Source organism: Nisaea denitrificans DSM 18348, from assembly GCF_000426505.1.
GTDB lineage: Bacteria > Pseudomonadota > Alphaproteobacteria > Thalassobaculales > Thalassobaculaceae > Nisaea > Nisaea denitrificans.
Genome location: NZ_AUFM01000015.1, coordinates 533,805 through 550,725, shown reverse-complemented (window position 1 = coordinate 550,725; position 16,921 = coordinate 533,805). Strand labels below are relative to the sequence as shown.

12 protein-coding genes are annotated in these 16,921 nt (G+C 63.4%); 9 read left to right on the top strand and 3 right to left on the bottom strand.

What is annotated here, in order from left to right:
- A partial coding sequence (locus K328_RS23940; protein ID WP_051284860.1) for a beta strand repeat-containing protein occupies window positions 1–4,703 on the top strand: 4,703 nt, incomplete at its 5' end.
- Between the two features lie 88 nt (window positions 4,704–4,791).
- Here K328_RS23940 and K328_RS0113030 read toward each other — a convergent pair.
- Window positions 4,792–6,192: an oligosaccharide flippase family protein gene (locus tag K328_RS0113030; RefSeq protein WP_028466349.1), complete on the bottom strand. Its 1,401-nt coding sequence runs from the start codon at window positions 6,190–6,192 to the stop codon at window positions 4,792–4,794.
- A 41-nt stretch (window positions 6,193–6,233) separates the two neighbouring features.
- Between K328_RS0113030 and K328_RS0113025 the strand changes: the two genes are divergently transcribed.
- Both K328_RS0113025 and K328_RS0113020 read left to right on the top strand, forming a co-directional pair.
- The gene (locus K328_RS0113025; protein WP_156901317.1) at window positions 6,234–7,022 is read left to right on the top strand and encodes a hypothetical protein; all 789 of its coding nucleotides are present in this window, start codon (window positions 6,234–6,236) and stop codon (window positions 7,020–7,022) included.
- Window positions 7,009–8,634: a hypothetical protein gene (locus tag K328_RS0113020; RefSeq protein ID WP_028466347.1), complete on the top strand. Its 1,626-nt coding sequence runs from the start codon at window positions 7,009–7,011 to the stop codon at window positions 8,632–8,634. The genes K328_RS0113025 and K328_RS0113020 overlap by 14 nt, the downstream gene beginning before the upstream one ends.
- On the opposite strand, the gene K328_RS0113015 is transcribed toward K328_RS0113020, so the two are convergent.
- The gene (locus K328_RS0113015) at window positions 8,624–9,163 is read right to left on the bottom strand and encodes a methyltransferase domain-containing protein (RefSeq protein WP_051284859.1); all 540 of its coding nucleotides are present in this window, start codon (window positions 9,161–9,163) and stop codon (window positions 8,624–8,626) included. The two genes, K328_RS0113020 and K328_RS0113015, sit on opposite strands and share 11 nt — an antisense overlap.
- Window positions 9,164–9,395: 232 nt before the next feature.
- On the opposite strand from K328_RS0113015, the gene K328_RS0113010 reads away from it, so the two are divergent.
- The 6 genes from K328_RS0113010 to K328_RS23935 are packed head-to-tail and all read left to right on the top strand — an operon-like array spanning window position 9,396 to window position 15,527.
- On the top strand, window positions 9,396–10,217 hold the full coding sequence (locus K328_RS0113010; protein ID WP_028466345.1) for a glycosyltransferase family 2 protein: 822 nt from the start codon (window positions 9,396–9,398) through the stop codon (window positions 10,215–10,217).
- A 2-nt stretch (window positions 10,218–10,219) separates the two neighbouring features.
- Window positions 10,220–11,521 carry an O-antigen ligase family protein gene (locus tag K328_RS0113005; RefSeq protein ID WP_028466344.1) on the top strand — a complete coding sequence of 434 codons (1,302 nt, stop codon included), beginning with the start codon at window positions 10,220–10,222 and terminating at the stop codon, window positions 11,519–11,521.
- The gene (locus tag K328_RS0113000; protein ID WP_028466343.1) at window positions 11,490–12,650 is read left to right on the top strand and encodes a glycosyltransferase family 4 protein; all 1,161 of its coding nucleotides are present in this window, start codon (window positions 11,490–11,492) and stop codon (window positions 12,648–12,650) included. Before K328_RS0113005 ends, K328_RS0113000 begins: the two co-directional genes overlap by 32 nt.
- On the top strand, window positions 12,647–13,822 hold the full coding sequence (locus tag K328_RS0112995; RefSeq protein ID WP_028466342.1) for a glycosyltransferase: 1,176 nt from the start codon (window positions 12,647–12,649) through the stop codon (window positions 13,820–13,822). Before K328_RS0113000 ends, K328_RS0112995 begins: the two co-directional genes overlap by 4 nt.
- Window positions 13,819–14,601 (top strand): WecB/TagA/CpsF family glycosyltransferase, encoded by a 783-nt coding sequence (locus K328_RS0112990; RefSeq protein WP_051284858.1) that lies wholly within the window; start codon window positions 13,819–13,821, stop codon window positions 14,599–14,601. Before K328_RS0112995 ends, K328_RS0112990 begins: the two co-directional genes overlap by 4 nt.
- A complete protein-coding gene (locus K328_RS23935; RefSeq protein WP_036554027.1) occupies window positions 14,601–15,527 on the top strand; it encodes an NAD-dependent epimerase/dehydratase family protein in 927 nt (308 codons plus the stop codon). The genes K328_RS0112990 and K328_RS23935 overlap by 1 nt, the downstream gene beginning before the upstream one ends.
- Here K328_RS23935 and K328_RS23930 read toward each other — a convergent pair.
- Complete coding sequence (locus K328_RS23930) at window positions 15,521–16,918, bottom strand: undecaprenyl-phosphate glucose phosphotransferase (RefSeq protein ID WP_051284857.1); 1,398 nt, start codon at window positions 16,916–16,918, stop codon at window positions 15,521–15,523. The two genes, K328_RS23935 and K328_RS23930, sit on opposite strands and share 7 nt — an antisense overlap.
- Window positions 16,919–16,921: the final 3 nt, after the last annotated feature.

The following is a 16,921-nucleotide window of genomic DNA, read 5'->3' as shown; positions in this document are numbered from 1 at the left end:
CGCTCTCGGGCGGCGCGGATGCCGATCTGCTTGACGGCGGCGCCGGGAACGACGTTCTCGACGGCGGAGCCGGCGACGACACAATTGACGCAACCGACGGCAGCGACACGGTCAATGCCGGTGACGGCGCGGACGCTATCTATGCAGGCGACTCTGGCGTCGTGGACGGTGGTTCCGGCGAGGATACGCTTTATGTCGACACCCGCTCCGATCTCGACGGTCTGACGGTCTCCAACATCGAAGACATCGTCATTGCCGACGAGCAGGCGACCGAAGGCGACGACGCCATCAGCGGCTTCGGAGGCAACGACACACTGTCTGGTCTCGGCGGCAACGATACGCTCGACGGTCTTGGCGGTGACGATGTGCTCGCCGGTTTTGAAGGCGATGACGAGATCACCGGCGGCGCCGGGAACGACCAGCTCTATGGTGGGGCCGGCAATGACACCCTTTCGGGCGGTGACGATGACGACGCCCTTTATGGCGGGGCCGGCGACGACGTCATGGATGGCGGCGCGGGCTCGGATGCCATGGATGGCGGGTCGGGTGACGACACGCTGATCGGCAGCGCCGACGCGGACACGCTTTCCGGCGGTGCTGATGCCGACGCGCTCAGCGGCGGTGGCGGTAACGACCTGCTTGATGGCGGTACCGGCAATGACGCAATCACGGCCGGCGGCGGAACCGACACTGTTCTCGGTGGCGAAGGCGATGACACGCTCGTCAATCTGGGCGGTACCGACGTTCTCGACGGTGGCGCTGGAAACGATGTCATCACGGGCAGCAACGCGGCGGAAACCATCGACGGCGGAGCTGGTGACGACACAATCTCCGGTGGCGGCGGAGCCGATGAGGTCGCAGGCGGCGACGGCAACGATGCCATCACCGGCGGCGACAATGCGGAAACAATCGATGGCGGTGCAGGCGACGATCTGATTTCCGGCGGTGCGGGCGATGACGAGATCACTGGCGGTGCCGGTGCCGACACGCTTGCGGGCGGCGACGGTGCGGACAGCTTTGTCGGCGATCTTGCGGATCTCGATGGCGACAGCATCACCGACTACGATCCGGAGACCGGCGATCTGGTGATCGCGAACGCCTCCTTCGGCGACGATGCGGTGACGCTGACCACTTCCGACGGCACGACCACGGTCGCGATCGATGCGGACGGAAACGGCTCCGCGGATGCAACCTTCAGCATGGCTGGCGAGTTCAACTCGGTCACCACCTCCACGGCGGACGGCAAGACCTCGATCAGCTTCTCCCCCGACGTCACCGCGTCCGAAGGCGCAGACAGCCTGACCGGAACGGACGGTGACGACACCATCGACGGTCTTGGCGGCGACGACGTCATCGACGGCGGCGCAGGCAACGACCTGCTGAATGGTGGCGACGGTAACGACTCTGTCGATGGCAGCACAGGGGCGGATACGCTTTCCGGCGCCAGCGGAGACGATACGCTGGTCGGTGGTGACGGCAATGACGTCCTGGATGGCGGGGCCGACGACGATGCCCTCTATGGTGGTGCCGGTGCCGACACACTTAACGGCGGGCTCGGAAACGACAGCCTCGACGGTGGCACAGGCGATGATGCCCTCGACGGCGCGGATGGTGCGGATATCCTCTCCGGTGCGAGCGGCGACGATACGCTGTCCGGTGCAGCTGGAAGCGATCAGCTTGATGGCGGCGAAGGCAACGACATCCTCGACGGCGGTGCCGGCGAGGACACGCTGAGCGGCGGCGCGGGAGCGGATTCCCTCGACGGAGGCGCTGGCAATGACAGCGTCGATGCCGGGTCAGGTGCGAACACGGTTGTTGGCGGCGCAGGTGACGACACGGTCACGGCCGGTGCCGATAATGACCTGCTCTCCGGCGGCGATGGCAGTGATGTGATCGACGGCGGCGAAGGCGACGACACGATTGACGGCGGTGCGGGCAATGACGCGCTGACCGGTGGCGCGGGTAACGACCAGATCAACAGCGGTGACGGAAACGACACTGTCTCCGGCGGCGCAGGCAACGATACTATTGTCAATATCGGCGGCTCCGACAGCCTTGACGGCGGTGACGGAAACGACGCCATCTCCGGCAGCGATGCTGACGAGACCATCAGCGGCGGCGCGGGCGACGATATGCTCTCCGGTGGCGGCGCGAACGATCTGCTCGACGGCGGCGATGGCAACGATGTCATTACCGCGGGTAGCGGCGTCGATACGGTGCTCGGCGGCAGCGGCGACGACACAATTGTCAATGAAGGCGGCGCGGACAATGTCAGCGGCGGCGACGGCAACGATGTCATCACCGGCAGCGATACAGCCGAAACCATCGACGGCGGCGCGGGCGACGACACGATCTTCGGCGGCGGCGGCACCGACAGCATCGACGGCGGTGACGGAAACGACCAGATCACCGGCGGCGACAATGCCGAGACCATCGACGGCGGTGCGGGCGACGACCTGATCTCCGGCGGCAGCGGCGACGATTCAATCGCGGCCGGCTCCGGCAGTGACACAATCGACGGCGGCGCCGGTGCGGACAGCATTGTCGGCGATCTTGCCGGTCTCGATGGCGACAGCATCACCGGCTTCGATCCGGAGACCGGCGATCTGGTGATCGCCAATGCCTCCTTCGGTGCCGATAAAGTCAGCCTGTCACAGGCCGACGGCAAGACCACGGTGACAATCGACGCGGACGGGAACGGCTCCGCGGATGCGACCTTCACCATCGCCGGCACTTTCCTCAGCGTCACCGCGAGCACGGCAGACGGCCGCACGACGCTTACCTTCAGCACTGAAGCGGTACCGACAGAGAACGCCGACACCCTGCTCGGCGCCATCGGCGACGATACGATCAGAGGCCTCGGCGGCGATGATCTGATCTATGGCGGTGACGGGAACGACCTGCTTGATGGCGGCACCGGCAACGACACCCTCTCCGGCGGCCTCGGCAATGACATCTTGTCAGGCGCGGATGGCGCAGACCTGCTGATCGGCGGCGACGGCGCGGATGTACTGAAGGGCGGTGCCGGAAACGACACCCTCTCCGGTAGCGCTGGTAATGATGCGCTCTCCGGCGGAGTTGGCGCCGACTCACTCGTAGCCGACGCGGGCAACGACACTCTGGATGGCGGCGACGGCAACGATATCCTCTCCGGCGGCCTCGGTAGCGACACTCTGGTTGGCGGCAACGGTGCTGACCTGATGTTCGGCGGCGACGGCGCCGACATGCTGACCGGCGGCGCGGGCAACGATACATTCGCGGGCACCGGGTCCGATCTCTCCGGCGATACGATCAGCGACCTGACAGATGGGGATGCCGTGCTCATCAAGGGCGCGGAGTTCTCCAGTGACAATGTCACGCTGACCTTCGCAGACGGTGTCACCACTGTCGCCATCGACTCGACCGGCGACGGCAATGCGGATGCCAGCTTCACGCTGGACGGCGAGTTCAAGTCCGTCACCGCTTCGGCGGCATCGGGCGATACGACGCTCGCCTTCTCGACGGAACCGGCTATCGACCCGAACCAGGAGAGATTCAAGGTACAGGCCACCGGCGATTTCGACGGCGACGGCAAACAGGATCTCTTGCTGGTCTCGAACAAGAGCAATGTGTCGGTCTGGACCCTCGACGGCGCAACGGCGGATGGGAAAGGCCTGACCGGTGCGCTCAACCGTGGCGGTGACTTCTCGATCAAAGCCGTTGGGGATTTCGACGGCGACGGCGACGACGACATCCTGCTGCATGGCACCGACGGCGCCATATCTGTCTGGGAGATGAACGGCACCGCGGCCGACGCGAAAGTGTTCTCGGGACGTCTCCAGTCCGGTTGGGAAATCACCGGCACTGCTGATTTCGACGGCGATGGCGGGCTGGATATCCTGCTACGGGGCCAGGATGGCGCGGTCTCGATCTGGCAGATGGATGGCGGCACCGTCACCAATCGCTCCTATGCCGGACAGATGTCTTCGGACTGGACAGTCGAAACGCTCGCCGATTTCAATGGCGACGGAAAATCCGACATTCTGGCCCGCAACTCCGATGGCGCGGTCTCGGTCTGGGAGATGGACGGCGGTACTGCGAGCAACAAGAGCTACGCCGGGACTTTGGACAGTAGTTGGGATATCGGCGCGGTCGCGGATTTCGACGGCGATGGCAAACAGGACATCATGGCCGTCAAGAACGACGGTTCCGTCTCCGTCTGGGAGATGGACGGCGGCGTCGCGAGCAGCAAGAGCTTCGCCGGCAAGCTCGGCGCGGGCTGGAAGGTCGAGGCGGTCGAGGATTTCACCGGCGACGGCAAGGCCGACGTCCTGACCAAGAGCGCCGACGGTGCGGTCTCGGTTTGGGAAATGGACGGCGGCACCGTCACGGCCCGGACATATGTCGGGAAGCTCGGCGAAGGCTGGGAAATCGAGAAAATCGCCGACTTCAATGGCGACGGCTCGCAAGATCTGCTGACGGCGAGCGCGGATGGTATCGTTTCCCTCTGGGAAATGGATGCCGGCGGTGCTTCCTCGAAATCCTATGTCGGAAAGCTCCAGGAGAACTGGGAAATCGGTGAGGTTGCAGACTTCAACGGCGACGGCACTGCGGATATCCAGCTCCAGAATACCGAAACCGGCCAGGTTTCGATCTGGGAAATGGACGGCGCCGACGTCGTGGTTGCAGGCCTGACCGGCAACCTCTGGAACGACCTGATCTAGTTCTGTCTGTGCGGCCGACAGGTAATGTCGGCCGCAATTCTTTCCCCATCATCCGTCTACATTCTCGATCGACCGCATAAAGCGGCGTTCAGGGTGCCACAAAATGGCTGATGAGAGCCACGCTGCCGCTAAGCAGCAGCACACTCAGGACCAGCCGGGCAGCACCCCGGATCGACAGGACACGGCTGCGCCTGAGCAGCACCGACTGACCGCCCAGCATGACAAAAGAGGCGAGGATCACGCCGATACCGACCCCCTCGAGGCCGGCCTCACGGAATCCAATGACGGTTCCGGCCCAGAGCGTGCCAATGGCCAGAAAATAGACGGCCACGATTTCCCGGATCGGCCGGGTTCGTGCAGACATGGCGATCGGCATCAGCCACGAGGCGCTGATCATCGGAATCCCTGCGACCAGGAAGATCTTCAGGGCCGGAACCGCAGCCGCGTAGGCTACGTAAACGAAGGGCACAACCAGCTTGACCAGCATCACGCCGATGGTGGAAAGCACCGAAATGACCGCCGCCAGCTTCAGCGCATCGCCAACCACCCGGGGCGACAGGGCGAAGGGCTCGGCCGCATAGGCTTCGGCCGAAAGTTTCGGGTAATAGGCCTGCGCAATGGTCCCGAAGGTTCCGGCATAAAGGCCGAGCACCGCCGCCGCGAAAGAGAATTGCCCGTAGGTCTCTGGATCGGCGAGATCCGCAACGAACCAGCGATTCGCCATCATGAAAACGCTCCAGAGCGAGACCGATACGAACAGCGGGAATGCCGCCGCCACAGTCCGGCGCATGCGGTCCAGACTGGGATGATACCGGATGCTCGGCGGGTCCCGGCGCAGCATGCTGGCGGCAACGCCACCGAACCAGAGGATGAGAACCGCGAAGCAACCGGAAAGCCCCCCGAAATAGAGGCCGAGCACCCGCGGTGCCGTCAATCCGACCTGCACGATCGAATTGTTCGCGGTGAACAGCCCGTAGGTCGAAAGCCCCCGGTAAAGAGCCAGATGTCCCATCAGGATAAACTGCGTGCCGCCGGCCAGAATCGCGAGCAGGGTCGCTGGCATGGGCAGCGGCACCTTGAAGGAATCCCGAAACGCATAGGCAAGCGCGAGAGCCGTCACGGTGGCAATGACCGCAAGATAGAAACGGGTCCAGAGAATGCCCTGAACCCGGACGCCGGCCGGGCTGTTGAGGCCGGCCTGTTTCATCCGCGCAGACGTCCGGGTGATGAGCTGCGATGTCCCAAGATCGAGCAGCCAGAGATACTGCACGAAGGTAGAGATCAGGATGAACTGGCCGAACGAGACCGGCTCCATGAACCATGGAATGAACAGCCCGGTGGCGGCGACACAGGCATTGACCGTCGGCACCACCAGCGCGTAACTGCGCGGGCTCTCCAGAAACCGCTTGAGCGCGCTGGATGACTCTTTGCCCGGCGGCGGCTCGGAACCTGGCAGCTCGGAACTTGGCGGTGCGCTTTCGCTCGTCATATGCTGCTCTCCATTGCGGCACCGGCCAAACGGGAATGCGTGTGACGGACTTTATTGAGTGCGACTGGGAATACGGTGTACCGACCGCAATCCGCTGTGGCGGTATGCGCGGAACCGGTTTTGGAATTGAAACTGCCGACCGTCACTCTTTCTTCACCCTTGCGCCTGAACGTCATGGTGCCCGCATTATAGAGGATCGCGCACTCAAGAACGGTCCCGAGGCAGGCGAGCGGCACCTGACCGTCGAAATGGCCGAGGGTCGGTGGAGCACTGTCCTCACGTCAAGGCTCCGCGGACGGAGCCTTACTCTCTCCGCCTCGCTTACCACGCTTTCGCCCTCGCTCTTTCAGGATTTTGTCGTCCGGGCAGTTTTTTCGGCTGAGTCTTTCACCGTAGCAGCGATCGCAGGCGAGCGTTTTGAGCATACCGGCAGCAATATCTATCACCAGCACCCGGTCCGCCATGCGACGCTTTCCGGCTCCAACGGAAAGCTCGAAATCCGGGTTACAGAATCGGAAACCCTGTCGGCGTTCGAGCAGGTTCTCTATATCCGGGATGCTCCGGAAGGCTGGGTCGTGCATGCAAGGCTGATCCCGAAGCCACCCTATGCGCTTCTCTGGGTTCGCTGGTTCAACCGTTTTGCCAGACTGTCCCTGCCCGATTGGGCAAGCCGGGCGCTGTTGTCAGTTCCGGGTCTGAAATCCCGTCTCTGGTATGCCGCGGAGCGCGGCGGTCGAAACGCGTTGCAATTGCAGGCCAGCGGGCTGGCCCGCCTGAATTCCGAAGAGCGCATTGCGCTATCAATGGAGATGACTTTTGAGCGTTCCTGAAGGCACAGTCGGCGCGCGATTTGACCGGATCGCGGAACAGATCGCCGGAGCTCTGGCCGCTCAATGCGATCGCGAAACCGGGTTCGCGGAAACGGAATTCTACGGCACCGCTTTCGCCGCCATGCTTTGGCGACGATGGCCGGAGCGCTTCGGGGATGACATCGCCGCTGCGCTCGACCGTCTGAAACAGCAGGACAAGCAGGCACGGATCGGTGCCTGGGAAAATCGCTTTCACTGGGAATTCGTGCGATTCGCACTTGCCAACCTGCTCCGATCAGGCCCCGTCTCCGGCTACCGGGAACCCGGGGATGTGCTCGGCGAATTGAGCTTTGTCCGCAATCGCGTCGCCAACTGGACTCTTCTGCGCAGCACCGTCAGGCTTTTCGGCACAAGGTTGCTCGACAAGATCACCGGCCGGGCTGAGCGCTGGCTGGCCCTTGCCGTCTACCAGAAACCGGGCGGGTTCATCGAGGACCAACGCGGCGCCCCGACCCAGCAGTATCATGCCTTCGCGACCGCGCTGCTGGGCTACCAGATCTCCGTGCTCGAAGAACCATCCGCCGACCTGCGTGAGCGGTTTCGCGCGGCCCTGCGCGCTCTTGTCCGGACCGCGCTGCATGATGGCGAGGTGAATGCCATCGGGCGCGGGCGGTTTCAGAGCTTTGGATATGCTGCCGCGGCACTGGCCCTTGCCATTGGACTGCGGCTTGACTGCGCGCCGGAAGGCTCCATCGCCCTGCTGCGGGCCATCGCCGACCGGCTGGAGGCGGCCCTCGGACCAGACGGCACCCTGCCCCTGATGATCACCCGGATCGACGAGCGGGAGGACGTCACACCGCCACCGCACCACCCCCATCAGCGCCGGATCGGCTGGCATTCCTACAATAACGGGCCGGATTATCTCGCCTTTGCGGGCGCGGTCCTGAAGCTCGCGGCGGAACAGCTCGCCGCCTCACCCGAACCCGGCACACCTCTGCCACTTCCGGCGGAAAACAGCCTGGAAGACGGCATCCGGGTTGTCCGCAATGCGGCCTATTCCGCGATCACCACCTTGCCGCGCCGAACCATCACGGCGGCGCAGCCCCTGCCCTATATTGTCACGGCCGACGGCGTGCGGCCTTTGCCGTCCTATGGCGACGAGACCTTGCCGGACAGCATCTATACCGCCCTGTCCCTGCCGCTCCCGGTATTCGAGCAACATGGCGGCACATTCCGCACCCTGCTCTCCGGCACTGATTTCCGCTGGGCGGGGCCGGATAAAATCGTCGGCGAGACCAGCACATTCCGGTTCGAACGACGGTTCGACTTCGAGGCCGGGTCCATAGGCATCGAGGATGCCCTGACACTGACCGAGGCACCTGATGACGCACTTCTGCATCTGCCCTGGCTAACGTTGCCTGCATCGGTGGCACCGGTGCCCGGGGCAGAAGGAGGCACCGCCTTTGCGCTCGACGGAGCGCGGCTGGAAAGCGATCTTCCGCTGACTGAAGTCACCGCTGCCGAGCCTCAATACGGCGTCAGTGGGCGGCTCCGGGTCTGGTCCAACGCCGCGCCACCGCCACCGCCAGGCGAGATCACGACGGCGCGCTACCGGATCCTGTTCACGGCTTGATACCGTCAACCAGCAGCGAGAGATGCGAGGAGGGAAAGCTCTTGTCCGGCGTGCCGTGCCGCTTGCAGCGGTAGATATTCCCCCGCTCCTCGCTCCAGGGCTCTTCGTGGAACTGCCCGTCGCTATCGAACCACTCCCCGGGCTCGACCCGGAACCCGGCAGCCTCAAGAGCAGCACTCAGACTCTCTATTGTAAAAAGCTGCTTATGATCGTCCGCGCCCGGCCCGATCCCGCCGGGCTCGACATGCCGGATGTAGTCAGGGTTGGGATTGTGTCCGTCCGGAACCGCAATCCGGATGGTTCCACCCGGTTTCAGATAGCGGAACGCGTTCTCCAGCACGACCGGGATCAACTCCGGCGGAATATGCTCGAACACATGCTCGGCAAGCAGCCGGTCGACCGCACCCTCATGCCCGATAAGCTCCGCCCAGGCAGCCGCACGCGTCGCATCGAAAAAGCCGATATCGGAGCCGAACCAGTCTGGCGCCGGGGCCGTCCCGCCGAGCACGATCTTCAGCGGCGCACCCATCGCGACCGCCTGTCGAAGCCTGCGTTCCTGAAGCCAGTCACGCAGGGGGCGCCTGCAATACTCGAAAAATAATCTGCGAAGAGTCATGACGCACACGATCTATTAACCAAACTGCACAAAACTGCGGCACAACTGGTTGCGAAAGCACTGAAACCCGTGATCCGACACGATATACGACAGAGTATCCATCTGATAGGTTAATAGCCCTGCCCGCGTTTTAACCAGAGGACACATGCTGGCGGCCCAATCCCCTCTCGTTTCCGTTGTCACCACTGCTTTCCAGGCGGAGGCACATGTCGCACGGGCGCTCCGCTCTGCGACCATGCTGGACGCGGACGAGCCGGTGGAAATCATCCTGTTCGACGATGGGTCGACGGACGGTACGCTGGCGGCGGCACGCGCCGAGGCTGAAGCTGATTCGCGCATTCTTGTTATCGAGGGTGGCCGCCAGGGCCGGGCACGGGCACTCAACCAGGCGATCGATGCAACCAGGGGCCGCTATATCGCCATCCTCGACGCGGATGATATCGCACTCCCGCACCGCCTGCGGGCCACGCTTCCGATGCTTGAGGCCGATCCCGGATTGGCGATGGCCTGTTCGGAAGCGATCATGTTCGAGGGTGCCACACCTGAACCGCCAGCCGCGCTGGAAGCCGACGCGAAGGTGAGCCGGATCACACCCGCCATGCTGTACGCTTCCAACCGGATCACCCATTCCACCGTGCTTTTCCGCCGCGCGGCATGGGAGCAGGCCGGAGGCTATGATGAGCGACTCGATATCTGCATCGATTATGCGTTCTACTTCCGGCTGCTCCGGGTCGGCGGGATCGGTCACACGGACAGTGTGACCTGCCTCCGCGAGCGCAGGGCTGACAGCTATTTCGCAGCCCGGCGCCAGCAGGATTATGCCGATGCCCTGTCCCTGATACGGGCAGAGGCGCGCAGCACCTTGGCGATCCCGCTGTGGGCGCAGCTCGCCGCAGCGGCCCGTTCCATCCGGCTCGGCATGAAAAACCTGGGTGGCCAGCTGCACGCACCATCGGGAACAGCCTGACCATGGCGAGATATCCTCGTGTGCCCGGAACGCCGGACAGTGCCGGCACTGACAGAGCCCAGGCAGCCTTTTACCGCAGCGCCACCGGCACCCGGCAGCTCGGTCAGGCGGCACCGCTCAGCGTGTCTCTGCTGATGGTCATCATCTTCACGCAGGCGCTTGTCACCATTCCGGCCCAGTTCCGAATCATTCCGCAGATCTCTCTCGGCGGCTTTCTCACTCTGTTCTTTGTCGTGCTCTTGGTGATGCACTTTCTGATGCGGCCCTACGTCGTGCGCGAGATCCGCTGGCCGATCTTCATGTTCCTCCTGTTCACCGCCTGGATCGCCTACGGCTTCATCTTCTACCGGCTGACGGTGCAAGGCATTCAGAACACAGTCGTCATCATCTCCAGCATTCTCTCTTTCATCATTGCGGCACAGGTGGCGAAGAGCATCCGTGCGCCGACCCGTGCCATCGTTCGCGCGATACTGATCGCAATCTGGATCCCGGCGGTCGTCTATGTGCTGGCAATCCCGGTGCTCGGTTTCGGCCATCTGGAAATTTTTGCGCCGCGCTCCCTTGCAGGCTTTCTGCTGATCGGCATTGCCATCCATTGCGGCTACTGGCGGCATGGCTCGCGCAGCGACCTCTGGCTGGCTCTCTTCCTCTATGCGGTGGTGGTGCTGTCCCTTTCCCGCGCGGCGATGGGCATGGGGCTCGGCGTCTTCATTCTGGCGCAGCTTAGGCTGAACAGTTTCACCGGTTGGTTCCGCACGATAGCAATCCTTATGATCGCTGTCGGGGTGGCAGCTTTCATGCTGCTGAATTTCGAGCCGCTGAAACAGCGCTTCTTCACCGGCGATCTGTCGGCGGCGGTCGGCGGCGTGAAAATCAACACGATGGGCCGGATCCTGGCCTGGACCACGGTCATCAACTCCGCCCTCGAGGCACCGATCGTCGGCAAGGGTCCCGCCTCCAGCTCCGAAGCCCTGGCGATCCTGCATGCCGGCATCGAGCAGCCGCATAATGATTATCTGCGGATCTGGCACGATTACGGGATCATTGGCCTGATGCTCTGGTTTGGCGCCTTCGGCAGCATGATGGTGGCCTGCCGCCGACAATATACCCGGTTCCAGAAATGGGGCGCACGGGAGACCTCCATCGGCGCTTCGACATTATTGGCGCAGGCCACACTGCTTGCCCTGATGCTGACCGACAATGTGCTGATCTATTTCTACAACATGGTCCCTATTTTCATCCTCTCCGGCCTCGTATTGGGATCGATCCCGCATGCCCCGCTGCTCCGTCGCCCTGCTTCTTAACATCGTGCCGCCCTACCGCGTCGCGCTGTTGCAGGCGCTGGAGCGGGAGGTGCGCTGGCTGACCGTGCTTGTCTCCACCGGCATGGAAGCGGACCGCTCCTGGAAGACGGACTGGCGCGGGCTCGATGTCCGCGTCTCCCGCTCCCTCACCCTGCCCTATCGGCGGCGCCATCCGGACGGGTTCGGTGAGAACCTGTCGACGCATCTGAGCATCGATATGCTCCCGCGCCTCTGCGCGCTGGCCCCGGATGTCGTGATCAGCTCCGAGTTCGGCGCCCGCACCCTGCAGGCTTGCCTGTATCGTTGCCTGGCACCGCTCTTGGGCCGGCGCAGCAGATTTCTGGTCTGGGCCACATTATCCGAGGACAGCGAGCGCGGTCGCGGATGGGTACGCACGACCCTCCGGCGGCTGATGGCAAAACGTGCGGACGGGGCCATGACCAACGGCGAGTCCGGCGCCCGGTATCTTGAAAGCATCGGCTTCGCTCCCGAGCGGATTTTTCGCATTCACCAGTCGACCGACCTGGACCGGTTCGCGAATCTCGACACATCCGGCCGATCTGTGTCTGACGATGAAAAGACCCTCCAGCTCGTCACGGTTGGCAGTCTGATCCCGCGCAAGGGCCTCCGGCCCTTTCTGCAGCATCTGATCGCCTGGTGTGCGGCCCATCCGGGCCGGGCGTTGAATTGGCGGCTGATTGGCGACGGTCCGGAAAGGGCAGCGCTGGAGGCATTGGTGCTGCCGCCCAACCTCAAGCTCACCCTGCTTGGCGACGTGGCCTACGAGGATGTCCCTGCCTTGATGGCCGATGCCGACCTGCTCGCATTTCCCACCCTTGCCGACGAGTGGGGCCTGGTCGTCAACGAAGCCATGGCGGCGGGCCTCCCGGTGCTGGCGAGCTGCCGGGCCCAGGCGGCCGAGGAAATGGTCACGGACAAAGAGAATGGCTGGCTTTTCGATCCAGCCGACCCGACATCCACCGAGACAGCGCTCAGCCAGGCGCTCGATACTCCGGCCGCCGCCCGGATTGCCATGGGAGACGCGGCGCGCCAGACAGCCGCTCGTTTCTCGCATGAAAACACGCTCCGGCGCATGATGCAGGCCATCGAGACGGTGTGGAACCAATGAAGGTCCTGTTCGCCCATTGCCGTTACCAGCACACCGGGGGAGAGGACCGGGCGGTGGATGCCGAGATGGCCGCATTGCGCGAGGCCGGCCACGACGTTTCACTTCTCGAACGAGACAACGAGGCTATCTCGACCATCTGGGACAAGGCAAAAACGGCCTGGTCGCTGCCGGGCACAGACGCGCTCCGGACGGAGCTCCGGGCCGAGATCGCGGCGCACGCGCCCGACATCCTTCATGCGCACAACATATTCCCGCTGATCACGGCTTCGCTGTATGACGCCGCCCGCGACCTCGGCGTGCCCGTGGTGCAGACGCTGCATAATTACCGGAATATCTGCGCCTCGGCCCTGCTCATGCGGGATGGCCGGATCTGCGAGGATTGTGTCGGCGCCAGCCCATATCAGGCCGTTCTGCATCGCTGTTACCGCAACTCTACCCTCGGGTCTTTCGCCCTCGCACGCATGATCGCGCGCCATCGTGACAAGGGCACCTGGAGCCAGTCGGTCGACCGCTTCATCGCCCTCTCGGAATTCTCGAAGAGCCGTTTTGTCGCCGCCGGGTTTCCCTCAGGCCGGATCACCGTGAAACCGAACAGCCCGGGCGCGCTCTTTGCCGCAAGACCGGAGGAGCGGGAAAGATCCGGTGCTCTCTATGTCGGACGCCTTTCGCCGGAAAAGGGGATCGCGCCGCTACTCCGCCTCTGGAAAAAAGACTGGCCGCCCCTGCGCGTGATCGGCGACGGCCCCGACGCACCGGTTCTGGACGAAGCCGTGCGGGATGGCCGCGCTGTCGCGCTTGGGTCCCTCGGATCCGAGGCTATCAACGACGAGATGCGCCGGGCCGCTGTTTGCATCATCCCATCCCGCTGCTACGAGAATTTTCCGATGGTCATCTCGGAAGCTTTTGCCTCCTCCTTGCCGGTGCTGGCCTCCAATATCGGTGCGCTTGGCGAGCTGGTGCAGGAAGACCGGACCGGCGCCCACTTTGATCCGTTCGATCCGGAAAGCATGACCCGCACCATCGACGCCGCCTTCGCCGATCCGCAACGCTTGCGGCGATGGGGTGCAGCGGCGCGGGAACATTACGAGAAGCACCTGACCACGGCAGGGACGACGGCACAGCAAACTGCGATCTACGAGAGCCTGATGATCGGCGACGGAGCGCGCGTGTGATCGAAGATAGTAACGATATCGAAACGATAACGGTGCTGGGCCGCACGATCGCCGCGGGACGTTTTGCTCAGATCGGGGAGGCCATCCTTGCCTGCGCCCGCTCTGCAAAACCGGCCTATATCTGCGTCTCAGGGGCACACCCACTCTCGCTCGCCAAGGCTGATCGGGAATTCGCGGCCGCCCTCGACGGCGCGGCTCTTATCACGCCGGACGGCATGCCGGTAAAATGGATGCTTGCTCTGAAAGGGCACAGCGGAAGCGAGCGGGTTGCCGGGCCGGATCTTGCCGCCTGGCTGATTAGCCGGGCGGAAGGCGAGGGTTTGCCGGTCTATTTCTATGGCGGCATGCCAGATGAACTCGAAGACCTGCGCCGGGCCCTCGCTGTAACCCATCCGAAGCTGAACGTCGTCGGCTGGGATAGCCCGCCCCTGCTCCCTGTCCGCCCAAAATTTGACGCGGAGACGGCTGCACGTATCAATGCCAGTGGCGCCAGGCTGATCTTCATCGGCCTCGGTTGCCCACGTCAGGAATTCTGGATGGCCCGGCATAGCGCCGCCGTGAACGGCACCATGGTCGGCATCGGCGCCGCCTTCAATTTTCTGTCGGGCCGGCTGGAACGGGCCCCGCGCGCCATGCAGTCTCTCGGTCTTGAATGGCTGTACCGTCTGACGCAGGAACCGCGCCGTCTGCTTGGCCGGTACCTGCTGCACAACACCCGCTTTGTCTGGTTCGCCCTGCTCGATCTGATCTGCCACTGGTGCAGGAGGGGGAGAGGCTGATGGCCCACCATCTTGTAACCGGCGGATGCGGCTTTATCGGCCGACACCTGACCGCCGCCTTGCTCGAGGCCGGGCACGAAGTGACCGTGCTGGACGATTTGTCTTCCGGCGACCCCGCGACATTGCCATCGGCTGCGCGCCTCGAAGAAGGCTGCGTCACCGATGCGAATAAACTCGCCAGCTTGGCGGAGGATATGGACGGCGTCTTCCATCTGGCAGCGATCGCCTCCATCGCGGCCGCCGAAGCGAACCCGGAGCGAGCGCACGCTGTAAATGCAGGCGGGGCGGCGAATGCCGTTGCCGCCGCAGCACGGAGCCACATCCCGCTGGTACTCATCTCCTCCGCCGCTGTTTATGGCGATGCGGGGCCTGGCGCGGTTTCCGAGGACTATCCATGCCTGCCCCTGTCCTCCTATGGCGCCGACAAGCTGCAAGGCGAGCACTATGCATTGAAGGCCGCGGATAACGGTCTCTCCGCGACCATCGTCAGGCCGTTTAACGTCTACGGCCCCGGCCAGGATGCAGGCTCACCCTATGCCGGCGTGATCTCCCGCTTTATCGCCGCCGCACTATCGGGAACGCCGCTCCGGGTGGACGGCGATGGAAGCCAGAGCCGGGATTTCATCTTCATTGACGATCTCATCCGCCTGCTGACCGCTTGCATCTCTCGGCCCCGGCCAGGCGCCCTGATCGTGAATGGATGCACCGGCATCGCCACCAGTGTGAAGGCGCTCGCCACAGAGATTGGCCAACTTTGCGGCGATAATATCCGGATCGAGCCCGGCACCGGACGGTCAGGCGGCGTTGCCCATTCCCTGGGTGACCCTGGGCAGGCGGCGGAAATGTTTGGATTTCGCGCGCAGATTACGCTGGCAGACGGCCTGCGACGCACCATCGACTGGCAGCGCGGCACAAATTCTCAATAGGCGGAGCGGCCGGTCCCGACTTCGATCACAGTCAGGGCAAGAATCTTCAGATCGAAGCCGAGAGACCAGTTCTCGATATAATGCAGATCAAGCTCGACCCGGTGGCGCATCTTGTCGAGCGTATCGGTCTCACCGCGCAACCCGTTCACCTGGGCCCAGCCGGTGATGCCGGGCTTGACCCTATGGCGACCGAGATAGCCGTCAATCAGGCCCGCATAATGCTCGTTGTGAGACACCGCATGCGGCCGCGGCCCGACAAGCGACATGCTGCCACCCAGCACATTCAGAAGCTGTGGCAGTTCATCCAGACTGGTCCGCCGTAAAAACCCGCCGAGCGCGGTAATTCTCGGGTCATCGCGCGTTGCCTGACGGAGGACCGTGTCACCGGCGTCCTCGCCATCTTCCCGCAGCATGCTGCGGAATTTCAGCATCATGAATTCGTCGTTGTTGAAGCCATACCGTTGCTGCCGGAACAGAACCGGGCGGCCCATGGTAATCAGGATGGCAAGCGCGATGACCAGCATCACCGGGGCCAGCACAAGAAGCAAAAGAGACCCCAGAAAAAGGTCGATACAACGTTTCTGCACACTCTCCCAACCGACGATGGGAAGATCGGCCAGGACCAGACTGGCCTGCCCCGCGATCCGGTCGATCCCGAGCGCCGGCACACCATGCAGGTAGGATGGCAATTGCAGGCGGATATTGACCGGCTGGTCTTTCAGGGCGCCAAGCGCCGCGCGAAACGCAACTTCCTCGTCGGGCTCGTAACACAGCAGGACATCGTCGACGCGCCCAGCCGCGATGATCCGGCGCAGGCTCTCCTCGCTGCCATGCAGCGGAACGCTCTGCAAGGTCTCGTTCCCAAGCCCCTCGCCGACAAAACCTCCGACCAGCCGTGGGCCGCCGCGATAGGTCAATAATGTCTGCACTGCTTCATTCACCAGACGAGGTGAGCCTAGCACCGCAACCCGGCTGGCGAACCGGCCACTGCGGCGCGCCTTGGCGGCCCAGGCCAGCACTGCCGTCCGCACCACAATCAGAGAGACACTTCCGCCCAGCACCATTTCGAGCAACCAGACGCGCGAGAACTCGTCCGATATCTTGAAGGCGTAAAGGGCAACGACAAAAACGACCATTGTGCCGACCCAGCAACGTAAAGCCTGCATGACATGGATTCTCTCCACATCGCTGCGGTGAAAGGCATAGCTGCTTTGGCTGATCCCGCAGACCAGATAAAGGGCACAGATGAAAAGCCCGCCGAACACATACTCCTCGGTCAGCTCGAAGCTTCTGTTGCGGATAGCATAGGCGACGATATTGATCGCGAAGAGGGCCAGCGTTTCAAGCGCGGCCAACCAGATTGCCAGCCAGATCAGCGTTTTGTTACGCATGGC